The organism is Lentzea aerocolonigenes (assembly GCF_000974445.1).
GTDB classification, from domain to species: domain Bacteria; phylum Actinomycetota; class Actinomycetes; order Mycobacteriales; family Pseudonocardiaceae; genus Lentzea; species Lentzea aerocolonigenes.
The window spans coordinates 171,127-182,663 of the sequence record NZ_BBOJ01000001.1 but is presented as its reverse complement, the minus strand read 5'-3'; the positions used below and the strand labels follow the sequence as shown (position 1 = coordinate 182,663).

Below are 11,537 nucleotides of genomic sequence, written 5' to 3'. Positions count from 1 at the left end.
CTCAGGCCGGCCAGTCGCCGCCGCTGCTCAGGTGGCTGGTGCCGGTGCCGCGAACGACGTCGAAGGCGACCGCGCAGGCGGTCGCCAGCGAGCGCAGCGGCTCGGCCACGCCGGGGTTGATCCGCACGACGTCCCGGCGGACGCGCTTGCCGTTGCGCTTGGAGCGTCCGCCGGTCTCGATGCGCCCGATGTCGCCGAAGAAGCAGAGCTGCTGACCGGTCGCGTCGTGCAGCGACTGCTTCCACGCGCCGTGGGTCTTGATCGTCCCGATCAACTGGCCCTGCGGCGAGGTGACGCGCACGTGGGGCCGTCGCCCGAACCGCTTGCTGATGTGCATGATCGGCTGGCCGTGCGGCGCCACGACGTCGAGGTCGAACGTCGTCCAGCCGGAGAACCCCGTGTACCGCAGCGGCCGCTGCAAGCCCGGCCCGCTGCGTTCCCTGACCACCGCGACGGGCGTGTCGTGCTCGTCGAACACCTCCACCCGGTAATGCGGCCGGAACAACAGGCTCATGGAGGTCCACGGCTGTTCGACGAAGAGGGTGCTCACGGTGATGCAGCGTACGAGGCGTGGGCGCCCCAGGTGTGCGAAGCTAGCGACCCGTGCGAACTGAAGTGGTCTTGGACGCGAACGCGAAGTCGGAACTCGCTCGTCTGGTGAGCGAATTGGCCGTCGTGCACGGCAAGGTGACCCTCTCCAGCGGCAAGGAAGCCGACTACTACGTCGATCTGCGGCGGGCGACGCTGCACCACGCGGCGGCGCCGTTGATCGGCAAGCTGCTGCGGCAGCTCACCAGCGACTGGGACTTCGTCGCCGTCGGTGGTCTCACGCTCGGGGCGGACCCCGTGGCCTACGCGATGATGCATTCCGCGGCGATCGACGGTGACGTGCTCGACGCGTTCGTCGTGCGCAAGGCCAGCAAGGCGCACGGCATGCAGCGGCAGATCGAGGGCATCGACGTGCGCGGCCAGCGCGTGCTCGCCGTCGAGGACACCTCCACCACCGGTGGTTCGGTGCTCACGGCCGTCACCGCGCTGCGCGAGCACGGTGCCGAGGTTGTGGGCGTTGCCACGGTTGTCGACCGCGGTACGGGGGCAAAGGAGGCCATCGAGGCCGAGGGTCTGCCGTACCGGTACCTGCTCGATCTCGACGATCTCGGGCTCGCCTAGGTTTTATCGAGAGCGCTTCGAGTCACCCCGTCCTAGTCTGGAGGGCGGGGTGGTGCGAATGGCCAGGGTCTTCGCTGAAGCGGTCATGGTGCTGCACTTCGCCGTGCTGGCGTTCCTGCTCTTCGGCGGGTTCGTCGCGTGGCGGTGGCGCGGTGTGATCTATCCGCACCTGGCGATCGGGGCGTGGGCGATCCTCAGTCTGCTGGTGCCGGTGACGTGCCCGCTCACGAGCGCCGAGGAGTTCTTCCGCGCGCAGGCGGGGATGCCGTCGCTCGGTACCGGGTTCATCGACCACTACATCGACGGCGTCTGGTACCCGGAGAGCGCGTCGACGCTGGTGCAGCTGGTGCTGGGGTCGATCGTGATCATCTCGTGGATCGGGTTCTACGCTGGTGGGCGTGCTGCTCGAAGGCTTTCACGCTGTTAAGCACGCGCTGCGCTTCGGCGCGCGGGTGCATCCGTTGCTCACCACGAACCTGAGTGACGCGGTCGAGCTCGCCGAGTCGCACGCACCCGATCTCGTCGAGGCGTTCAAGCAGGCCACCGAGGTCGACCGGGCCGAGTTCGTGAAGCAGGTCGGCAAGACCCATCCGACCGGGGTCGCGGGGTTCGCCGCACGGCCGGAGCTGCCGTTCGACCGCAACGCGCCGATCGTCCTGCTCGACAACCCGCGCAACCTCGGCAACTTCGGTGCCGCCATCCGGGTGGCGGCAGGCCTGGACGCGGGCGGGGTGATCTCCACCGGTGACGTGGACCCGTGGCACCCGAACGTGCTCAGGGGGTCCGCCGGCCTGCACTTCGCGCTTCCCGTGGCCAGAGCCGGGAGCCTCGACTTCGCGGGCGAGCTGATCGCGTTCGACGCCGACGGCGACCTGCTCACCGGGCCGATCCCGGACGACGCCGTGCTGGCGTTCGGCTCGGAGCGGCACGGGCTGTCCGGCGAGGTCCGCGCGAAGGCCACGAGGATCGTCCGGCTTCCCATGCGGGACAAGGTCAGCAGCTACAACCTGACCACTTCCGTGGCGATGGGGCTGTACCACTGGGCGATTCACCGAGCTTCTTGACCGGTCAAGCACTCACCATGATCTCGTGGTGATCGCGAAACTGCTGGCGGCGCGCGCGGGCGTCGCGGAGCGCGCGGTGTACTCCAGGCACCTGCGACGGGTCTGGGGCGTGCCGGGGACGTTGCTCGGGGCACGGGTGTGGCCCCCGCTCTTCCGCGACAAGCTGCACACCAGCTTCAACTACTGGTGGCAGGCGCACCTGCTCGACTGCCTGATCGACGGCTACCTGCGCTCGCCGAACGAGCTGCGCAAAGCGGCCATCACCAAGGTCGTGCGCGGCATCCGGGTGCGCAACGTCCTCGGCTGGACCAACGACTTCTACGACGACATCGCGTGGCTCGGCCTCGCCCTGCAACGCGCCCAGAACGAGGTCGGCGTCGCGAAACCCAAGGCGCTGCAGGCGATCGCCGAACGGCTGCGGGACGGCTGGACCGACCACGCCGGCGGCGGCATCTGGTGGAAGCGCAACGACGACTTCAAGAACGTGCCCGCCAACGGTCCCGCCGCGATCTTCCTGGCCCGCCAGAACGACCGCACCGACCTCGCCCGCGCGCGGTCGACCGTGGACTGGGTCGAGGACAACCTGGTCGACCCCGGCAGCGGCCTCGCGTGGGACGGCCTGCACGTCCACCCCAACGGCGAGATCCGCGAGGTCGAGAAGAACATCTACACGTACTGCCAAGGGGTTCTGATCGGCGCGTGCGTCGAGCTCGCCCGGCACGGCCAGCAGGACAAGTGGCTCGACCGCGCCGCCCGCACGATCACCGCCGTCCACGACGACCTGGCGACGAACGGCGTGATCAAGGGCCAGGGCGGCGGTGACGGCGGCCTGTTCGCCGGCATCCTCACGCGCTACCTCGCGCGGGCCGCCCTCGAGATCCCCGAGCTCGACCCCGACCGGCACGAGACCGCGGATCTGGCCAGGGAGCTCGTGGTCCAGTCGGCGGAAGCCGCGTGGCTCAACCGCGTGATGGCCGTGAGCGGTCCGCTGTTCGGTCCTGAGTGGACGGTTCCGGCGGACGAGCGCGAGGGACGTGACCTGTCCGTCCAGCTCGGTGGCTGGATGTGTCTGGAGGCCGCGGCTCTGCTCGAACGCCGGGGCCTGGACGTGACTACGGCCTGATGTAGCTCAGCAACGTCTTGGCGTCCTCGCGGAACTGCTCCGGCGAGTCGTCGATCACGAACTCCAGCAGGGCGTTGCGGTCGACGCCGTCGCGCGCCAGCTCGGTCAGCACCGGCTTCCACAGGTCGCGGCGCTCGGCGAGCGGCAGCCGTTCGGTGTAGCCACCCGGACCCCACGAGAAGACGTGCGCTGTCACCGGTTCCAGCGTGCGCACCTCGTGCACCGCGGAGAACACGTCCTGGCCTCCGTGCGGCTGCCAGTACGACACCACGCCGTCGACCTCGTCCAGCAGCTGGACGGTCGACTCCAGCGTGTCGGTCAGCGTGTTCCGGTGGTACTCCAACGCGATCCGCGTGCCCATCGCGTCGGCGTGCTCGACGGCGTGCCGCAACGCCTCGACCACCGGCCCGCGATCGGAGCACTCGGCGGACCCGGAGGTTCCCGCCCAGACCCGCACGAGCGGTGCGTCCAGCTCGGCCGCGGTCTCCAGGATCGGCGCCAGGTCGGCACGATCGGACACGCCCGCGCGGTAGTACGACCCGTACGCCGCCACCTTCAACCCGGTGTCGAGCGCTCGCCGTGCCGCGGCGAAGTCACCGGGCGGCACGTGCACGTCACCGCCCCACTCGACGGCCTCGAGGCCGCACTCCAGCGCCAGCTCGCCGATCTGCTCGATCGAGAGCTGCCGGAACGTCACCGAGACGAGGCCGGGGATCAGCATCCGCAGGACTGCCGGTGCATCAGCGAGGGCGACAACCGGATGGTCTCCGGTGCCCGCTCCGGATCGGCGATCCGGGAGAGCAGCAGCTTCACCGCGGTCCTGCCGATCTCCTCGACGGGCTGGGCCAGCGTGGTGAGCGGCGGGTCGATCAACGTCGCCCACTCGACCTCGTCGTAGGCGACGACCGCGAGGTCCGTGCCGAGCTTCAGGCCGCGGGCGCGTGCCTCGTGCAGCATGCCGACCGTGACGAGGTGGTCGGCCGCGACGACGGCCGTCGCCGGGTCGTCCTGGTCGAGCAGCGGCGCGAGCCAGCCGCTCTGCGACACCATCGCCTCGTCCCACTTCAGGCCCGCGCGGCCGAGACCGAGCCGGTAGCCGAGGATGCGTTCCTCGGTCGTGGCGACACCCGTCTTGCCGCAGACGATGCCGATCCGGCGGTGCCCCAGTTCCGCGAGGTGCTTCACCAGACCCGACGTGGCCTGCACGTTCTCCGGCCCGACCTGGTCGATGTCCTTCGCCACGGTCAGCCGGTCCACCAGCACGGTGGGAATGCCCAGCCGCTTGAGTTCCGGCAGCACGAGGCTCCCACCACCGGCCGACGGTGTGAGCAGCAGTCCGTCCACCCGTCTGGAGCGCAGCATTCTGACGGCGGCCTGCTCGGACTCGGGGGTGTCCCGCGTGTCGATCAGCACGAGCGAGTAGCCGTTCCGGGTCGCTTCCGACTCGATGGCGGCGATCAGCTCGGCGAAGTACGGGTGGGAGACCAGCGACACCGCGAGGCCCAGCGACTTCGTGCCGCCCATGACCAGCGATCGCGCGATGGCGTCACCCGTGTACCCGGTTTCGTCGATCGCCTTCTGCACACGCTCACGTGTGTCCTCGGCTACCGGCCTGGTCTCGTTGATCACGTGTGACACCGTGGTGATGGAGACCCCCGCGAGAGCCGCGACATCCCGCATGGTGACCATGGCCGGGACCTTACCCGTTTGGAGGAAGCCCAGATGGCAGCCGTGCTGTGTGTCGGGCTCACAACTCTCGACGTGACTCAACGGGTGGACGAGTTCCCGGAACCCGGGCAGAAGGTCCGCTCGCTCGACGTGGTGCTGTCGCCGGGCGGTCCGGCCGCCAACGCGGCCCGTGCCGTCGCGGCACTGGGCGGGAGGTCGTCACTGCTCACCGCGTTGGGTGCCGACGCACTGGGTGAATTTGTCAGGGCCTCCTTGGACCCGGTCCAAGTCACCGCCGTGCCGGGTACGACGCCGGTGAGCATGGTCGTCGTCAGAGATGCTGATGGGGAGCGCACAGTCGTCTCCCGCAACGCGTCCGTGCCGGTCGTCGCGCCCGATCTGTCCGATCTGCTCGCCGCCGCGGACGTCGTGCTCTTGGACGGACACCACGAAGGCCTGGTGATTCCCGTCGCCCAGCAGGCGAAGGCCGCTGGATTGCCTGTGGTGCTCGACGCCGGGAGCTGGAAACCTGTCCTCGATCACCTGTTGCCGCTGGTGGACGTGGCTGCCTGCGCTTCGGGGTTCGAGCTGTCCGAGGCCGGGGTGCACGCGTTCGGGGTGCCGCTGGTGATCCGCACGCAGGGTGCGGCACCGGTGACCTGGTCGTCTCGCGACGGTTCGACCGGAGCGGTGCCCGTGCCCGCGGTGGAGGTGAAGGACACGAACGGTGCCGGCGACGTCTGGCACGGCGCGTACGCCTACGCGCTCGCGACAGGGGCGGATCCGGTGCAGGCCATCGGCTTCGCGTCGGAGACGGCCGCCGTTCGCGTCGGTGCGGTCGGGGACTGGGTTGAGAGGCTGGCACGGTGGCAGGACAGCAGGTCAGGTTCGAGGAGCTGCTAGAGCGGGCTCGGGTGCTCACCGACCAGGGTGAGCGCAAGATCCTCGGCATCGGCGGAGCACCCGGTTCCGGCAAGTCGACACTCGCGCGCCGGCTCGTCGAGGCTCTCGACGGCCAGGCGGTGCTCGTCGAGATGGACGGCTTCCACCTCGCGCAGAGCGAGCTGGAACGGCTGCGGCTGGTCGAACGCAAGGGCGCGCCGGACACGTTCGACATCCCCGGCTACGTGGACCTGCTCGGCCGGATCAAGGCGTGCGGGCCGGACATGATCTACGCGCCGGAGTTCCGCCGCGAGATCGAGGAGCCGATCGCCTGCGCGGTGCCGGTGCACCCGGACGTCCCGCTGGTCGTCACGGAGGGCAACTACCTGCTGCTCAACTACGACAAGTGGAAGCGCGTGCGGATCATCCTGGACGAGGCGTGGTTTCTCGCCATCGACGAGGACGTGCGCGTGCAGCGCCTGATCGACCGCCACCTGCGGTACGGACGCACCCTGTCGGAGGCGGAGGAACGGGTGCTGCACGGCACGGACCACGTCAACGCGCTGATGGTGAACTCGTCGAAGGGGTCAGCGGATCTGCTGATCTCCGAGGTGCTCTAAGCGCACACGATGGTGAAGCAGCCGAGGGCGTCGTTGTTCGAGACGTTGCCGCCGCCGTCCTTCACGGTGTCCGGCTGAGCCCACATGCCGTACTGGAGGTTGTTCTCGCTGACGTTCTTGCGCACGGTGATGTCGAGTGGAATCGGCACGTTGATGCGCAGCCCGTCCTCCTTGTTGTCGGCGAATGTGTTTCGTTCGATCAGGAGCGGGCCGGTGAGCGGCTTCTTCACGTCGACGAACAGGCCGGCCAATTTCATCTTCTCGAACCGGTTGCCGCGGATGATGCCGCTGCCCGCCTCGTGAACACCGAGCCAGAGGCCGCCGCTGAACGTGTTGCGCAGCAGTTCGAGTCGTCCGCCCGCGCGCAGGTCGAAGTGGTCGAGCTCGCTGTCCCGGATGGTCAGCCGTTCGGTCGCGCCGACGGTCAGGGGGTTCAGCTTGGTGTGGACGATCTCGGTGACGGTGCCGCCGACGTGGTTGATGCTGTTGGTGGTGCCCTGGTCACCCTGGATGCGCACGTGGGTCGCGCCGATCTGTTCCATGGTGAAACTGCTGTTCAGCACGGTGCACCGGGCGCCGCAGAAGATCCGCCACGCGTTGATCTTGCTGCGCAGGAACGTCACCGACGTCGTGCCGTTCCAGAAGTAGGACCCGTTCCTGTTGCCGAAGGTCGCGTCGATGAACCTGGTGTTGGTCGCGTTGTCCGCGACGACGTTGATGGCGGCCACCGTGCCGTTGCGGATCGTCGTGCCGTCCACGTCGGTCATGGTGAGTGCGGGCGAACCGCTCAGCGCGTGCCCGTTGAGGTTGATCGTCACCCCGTTGGCCCCGACGACGAGTCCGGCCGTTCCGGAACATTCCAGATCGGCCGTCAATTTCACGCTTTGTCTCAGCGTGTCACCGCATTGCGGCATCGTTGCGGCATGAGCCGGTGTTACTGACCCGAACAGTGCAATTAAAACCGCGAATGCACCTGAAAAACGCACGTCAGACCTCCCCGTCCTTTTCGTGAAAGGCCAGAGTGGCAGATTTTCAACCCGCGTGGTGCTCGGTGAGGTGCCCCAGGTCGTCGCTGGTCTCGTCGACCGGCTTCCGCATCTCCTGGCGGTAGCGCCAGATGCCCCAGCCCGTGCCGCCGAGGAAGAACGCGATGCTGACGACGAGCGCCGCCGTCTCGAGCCACGGGAACTGCTGCAGGATCCCCGCGCCGTAGTAGCCGGCGAGCACCAGCGTCGGCACCCACGCGATGGCGCCGAGGGTCGTGGCCAGCGTGAACCTGCGCAGATCCATCCGCGCGGCACCGGCGATCATAGGCGCCAGCGTGCGGATCCACGGCAACCAGCGGGCGAGCACGACGGCCCAGAACCCGCGCCGGTCGAGGAAGTCCCCGGCGCGTTTGAGGTTCTTCCGGTTCAGCACCTTGCCGCCCTTGCGCGCTAGCACGCGCGTGCCGGTCCCGCGGCCGATGAAGTACCCGACCTGGTTGCCGACGACGGCCACGACCAGCGCGGCGATGGACAGCGCCCACGCCGACACCTCGCTGTTGTGCGTCGCCAGCACGACCCCGGCGGCGAACAGCAGCGAGTCGCCGGGCAGGAACAGCCCGAAGATGAATGCGCACTCGACGAAGATGAAGCTCAGCACGATGACCCACACGGCCACCGGACCCGCGGTCTCCAGCGAGGCGAAAGCATGCGCCACGGTGAGTCAGCCTACGTCGTGTCGTGCGACGGGTACGGCGACATCGGGCTAAAGGGACGACGAAATCTGGGTTGAGCACGCTGAGTCACCACGTGAACTCCCGTCGGTCGAGATCACCTCGCGGGAACCTTCCGACCCGTGAATTACCTCGGCAACGTGCCGCGTCACACCACTAGCGTGGTCATCATGGAGACCCTGCTCGCCGAACTCCGCGCCGCTCTGGGTGACTCCGGTGTCCTCACCGACGCCGACGTCACCGCGAGCTACCAGCGCGACATGATGCCGTTGGCGCCGCACGGCAGCCCGCTGGCCGTGGTGTTCCCGCTGAACACCGAGCAGGTCCAGGCCGTGGTGCGAGCGTGCGCGCGCCACCAGGTCCCGATCGTTCCGCGCGGCGCGGGCAGCGGCCTGTCCGGCGCCGCGAACGCCATCGACGGCTGCGTCGTCCTGGTCACGACCAAGATGGACGCCATCATCGAGATCGACGCGGACAACCGCCTCGCCGTGGTCGAACCCGGCGTGGTCAACCTCGACCTGCGCGGCGCCGTCGAGAAGAACGGCCTGTTCTACCCGCCGGACCCGAGCAGCTACGACTGGTGCACGATCGGCGGCAACCTCTCCACCAACGCGGGCGGCCTGTGCTGCGTGAAGTACGGCGTGACCACCGACTCCGTGCTGGGCCTGGAGGTCGTGCTGGCCGACGGCGAGGTGCTGCGGACCGGCCGTCGCACGGTCAAGGGCGTCGCGGGCTACGACCTCACCAAGCTCTTCATCGGCTCGGAGGGCACGCTCGGCGTGATCACGAAGGCCACCCTGGCGCTGCGCCCTCTCCCGCAGGCTCCCGCCACGCTGGTCGCCGCGTTCGGCAGCACCGCCACGGCGGGCGCCGCGGTCAGCAGGATCGTCCGCGAGGGCCTGGTGCCGTCGTTGATGGAGATCATGGACCGCACCTCGATCGAGGCCGTCGAGCAGTACCTGAAGACCGAGCTCGGCGCCGGACCCGGCTGCGCGGCGTTGCTGATCTGCCAGTCCGACGCGGGCGGTGAGCAGGCCCGGCACGAGCTGCAGAAGATCGAGGAGATCTGCTCGGAGGCCGATCTCGTCTACGCGACCCACGACATCAACGAGGGCCGCGACCTGCTGACCGCCCGCCGCGCCGTGCTGACCGCGCTGGAGGTCTACGGGTCCTGGCTGACCGACGACGTCTGCGTGCCGCGCACCCGCATCGCCGAGCTCATCCAGGGCTGCGAGGACATCTCGGCGGAGGTCGGCCTGAAGATCGCCGTGGTCGGCCACGCCGGCGACGGCAACATGCACCCGACGATCGTCTACGACGCCACCGACGCCGACCAGTTCGCGCGCGCCCAGAAGGCGTTCGACGACATCCTGGCCGTCGGGCTGGCGCTGGGCGGCACGGTCACCGGCGAGCACGGGATCGGCAAGATCAAGCGCGAGTGGCTGGAGAAGGAGATCGGACCGGTCGGCCTCCGGGTCCACCGCGAGATCAAACGCGCGCTGGACCCGGAGAACCTGTTCAACCCCGGCTCGATGTTCAGCCTCTAGAACTCGGGGTAGTGGTACGCCGTCCGTGAGACTAGGCCGTCCGCCGTGCGGCTCCACACGTCGAGGCTCGGGAACGGGAAACCGCCGAAGTCGATCGGCAGCGACACCTTGCCGTCCGGACCTGCGGCGATCTTGCGCTCCTCCCCGGAGTTGACGACGTAGCTGTACTCGACGACGCCGGCCATGCCGGGCGCGAACGTGTACAGGTCGCCGTCGCGGGTGATCACCGGGCTGGAGTCCGCGGTGCGGGTGAAGCTCCCGCCGACCTCGGTGAAGTCGCCGGCCGAGGTCTTCGCTCGCGCGCTGACCGAGGTCGAGTTCGGGTTCGTGACCCGGACGGTCACCTTCGCCTTGCCGTTCACCGCGGGCACGGTGATCTCCGGAGCCCGGGAGTCGACCACGTAGGCGAACGCGGTCACGTTCGCCTCGGAGGAACTCAGGGAGACCTCGATCTCCGCCCCGAGCAGGGCCTCCTCCGCCGCTTCCACAAGCGGTCCGTTGTGCCGCACCGTGAACTCGTAGGTGCTGGACGGCGAGGAGTGGCCGACCCGGTCGACCGCGAACACCTCGATGCGGTTGTCACCCGCGTAGGGCACTCGCGCGGTCACCGTCGCCCTGCCACCGGGACGGTCGGCCGCCGCCTCCTGCAGCGGGGTGTCGCGCAGGCGGTACCGGAACCCGACGACGTCCTCGTCGCCCCGTGCGTCGAAGGTGAACTCGCCGGGCATGCCGACGCCCGTGGTCTGCTCGCTCCGGGTGAAGTCCGTCGACGTGACGGACGGCGCCGTGACGGGGGCGACCAGGTCGGCGGTGAAGCGGCACGGCGAGCTGGCCTGGCCGCTGTCCCAGCCGTCCTCGCCGTGAGCGGTCCACTCGTAGGTGTGGCCGTGCTCCAGGAAGCTCGCGGGCAGGTAGGTGTACGGGGTGTCGGTGGTCTCGTCGACCGCCTCGTGGCGCTTGGCCGGGTCGGCCACGTCGGTCACCACGTACCGGACCCCGAAACCGGGAACGGGATCCGCGTCGGTGACCTTCGCGAACAGGCTCGGCGGCGCGCCGACGGGCAGTGGCGTCGCGGTGCACGGCTTGCCGTCGGTCACCGGGTCGGTCGCCGCGCTCGGCGGCGTGTTGTAGGTGACCTGCACGGACATCGGCGCGTACCGGCGGCCGTACCCGGTGTCGTACTGCCTGCCGCCCGCCATGCGCAGCGCGAACGTGGCCTTCTCCTGGCCCGCGGCGACGGCCTTGGTGACGGCGTCGCTGACGTCCCAGCTCACGTGCGCGTGGCACTCGCCGGTCACCCTGGTGTCGAACCGGGTGAGCTCCTCGGGCGCGCTGAACCACGTGGGCTGCTCGGCCACCTTCGTCTGCCACAGCTCGACCGACCTGGGCTTGGCGCAGTCGGTCACCGCGGTCTCGCGCGAGTACACGGCGGCGCTGATGATCCTGTTGCCGCGCAACTGCTTCAGGTCGACGGTGACGTACGCCTTCGAGGAGTGGAACCGGTTCTCCGCGTCCCGCCAGGCGCCGACCGGCGAGTCCTGGCCCGTCCACGTCCGGGCGGGTTCGCGCAGGTCGGTGTGGCCCTGGCCGGTGATCGGCAGAGTTCGCGGCACCGCGGCGGCGGCGGAAGCCGGTGTCACGGCGAACACCGTGACACCGGCAGCGATCAGCAGCGTGCTCAACGCACGTCTCATGTCTTTCCCCCAGAGAAATGCCGGCCCCCAGGCCGGATCGGGGCAGACGATA

Annotated in this window: 13 protein-coding genes; 7 read left to right on the top strand and 6 right to left on the bottom strand. The window is 69.2% G+C overall.

Annotated features, from left to right (window positions below):
* Position 1: 1 nt before the first annotated feature.
* Positions 2–550 (bottom strand): LURP-one-related/scramblase family protein, encoded by a 549-nt coding sequence (locus AOM45_RS00925; protein WP_051782847.1) that lies wholly within the window; start codon positions 548–550, stop codon positions 2–4.
* Between the two features lie 65 nt (positions 551–615).
* On the opposite strand from AOM45_RS00925, the gene pyrE reads away from it, so the two are divergent.
* From pyrE to AOM45_RS00905, 4 genes are read left to right on the top strand one after another with little or no spacing between them, the layout of a single operon-like run.
* Positions 616–1,170: an orotate phosphoribosyltransferase gene (gene pyrE / locus AOM45_RS00920; protein WP_030465820.1), complete on the top strand. Its 555-nt coding sequence runs from the start codon at positions 616–618 to the stop codon at positions 1,168–1,170.
* Between the two features lie 58 nt (positions 1,171–1,228).
* On the top strand, positions 1,229–1,597 hold the full coding sequence (locus tag AOM45_RS00915) for a DUF2784 domain-containing protein (protein ID WP_030465821.1): 369 nt from the start codon (positions 1,229–1,231) through the stop codon (positions 1,595–1,597).
* Positions 1,569–2,234, top strand: a complete 666-nt coding sequence (locus AOM45_RS00910; protein ID WP_236703036.1) for a TrmH family RNA methyltransferase — start codon at positions 1,569–1,571, stop codon at positions 2,232–2,234. Before AOM45_RS00915 ends, AOM45_RS00910 begins: the two co-directional genes overlap by 29 nt.
* A gap of 25 nt (positions 2,235–2,259) precedes the next feature.
* Positions 2,260–3,357 (top strand): glycoside hydrolase family 76 protein, encoded by a 1,098-nt coding sequence (locus AOM45_RS00905; RefSeq protein WP_156093604.1) that lies wholly within the window; start codon positions 2,260–2,262, stop codon positions 3,355–3,357.
* Here AOM45_RS00905 and AOM45_RS00900 read toward each other — a convergent pair.
* Both AOM45_RS00900 and AOM45_RS00895 read right to left on the bottom strand, forming a co-directional pair.
* Entirely contained in the window at positions 3,347–4,078 is a 732-nt protein-coding gene (locus tag AOM45_RS00900; protein ID WP_030465824.1) for a sugar phosphate isomerase/epimerase family protein, read from the bottom strand. The genes AOM45_RS00905 and AOM45_RS00900 overlap by 11 nt on opposite strands.
* Positions 4,072–5,046 carry a LacI family DNA-binding transcriptional regulator gene (locus tag AOM45_RS00895; protein WP_030465825.1) on the bottom strand — a complete coding sequence of 325 codons (975 nt, stop codon included), beginning with the start codon at positions 5,044–5,046 and terminating at the stop codon, positions 4,072–4,074. The genes AOM45_RS00900 and AOM45_RS00895 overlap by 7 nt, the downstream gene beginning before the upstream one ends.
* A gap of 33 nt (positions 5,047–5,079) precedes the next feature.
* Between AOM45_RS00895 and AOM45_RS00890 the strand changes: the two genes are divergently transcribed.
* The gene (locus AOM45_RS00890) at positions 5,080–5,928 is read left to right on the top strand and encodes a PfkB family carbohydrate kinase (RefSeq protein ID WP_030465826.1); all 849 of its coding nucleotides are present in this window, start codon (positions 5,080–5,082) and stop codon (positions 5,926–5,928) included.
* Positions 5,892–6,527: a nucleoside/nucleotide kinase family protein gene (locus AOM45_RS00885; protein WP_030465827.1), complete on the top strand. Its 636-nt coding sequence runs from the start codon at positions 5,892–5,894 to the stop codon at positions 6,525–6,527. Before AOM45_RS00890 ends, AOM45_RS00885 begins: the two co-directional genes overlap by 37 nt.
* On the opposite strand, the gene AOM45_RS00880 is transcribed toward AOM45_RS00885, so the two are convergent.
* The gene (locus AOM45_RS00880; protein WP_156093605.1) at positions 6,524–7,513 is read right to left on the bottom strand and encodes a right-handed parallel beta-helix repeat-containing protein; all 990 of its coding nucleotides are present in this window, start codon (positions 7,511–7,513) and stop codon (positions 6,524–6,526) included. The genes AOM45_RS00885 and AOM45_RS00880 overlap by 4 nt on opposite strands.
* A gap of 46 nt (positions 7,514–7,559) precedes the next feature.
* Positions 7,560–8,228, bottom strand: a complete 669-nt coding sequence (locus tag AOM45_RS00875; protein WP_030465829.1) for a DedA family protein — start codon at positions 8,226–8,228, stop codon at positions 7,560–7,562.
* 186 nt (positions 8,229–8,414) lie between these two features.
* Here AOM45_RS00875 and AOM45_RS00870 point away from each other — a divergent pair, with 186 nt between their 5' ends.
* Positions 8,415–9,791 (top strand): FAD-binding oxidoreductase, encoded by a 1,377-nt coding sequence (locus tag AOM45_RS00870; protein WP_030465830.1) that lies wholly within the window; start codon positions 8,415–8,417, stop codon positions 9,789–9,791.
* Here the strand turns inward: AOM45_RS00870 and AOM45_RS00865 are convergent.
* On the bottom strand, positions 9,788–11,485 hold the full coding sequence (locus AOM45_RS00865; RefSeq protein ID WP_156093606.1) for a hypothetical protein: 1,698 nt from the start codon (positions 11,483–11,485) through the stop codon (positions 9,788–9,790). The genes AOM45_RS00870 and AOM45_RS00865 overlap by 4 nt on opposite strands.
* Positions 11,486–11,537: the final 52 nt, after the last annotated feature.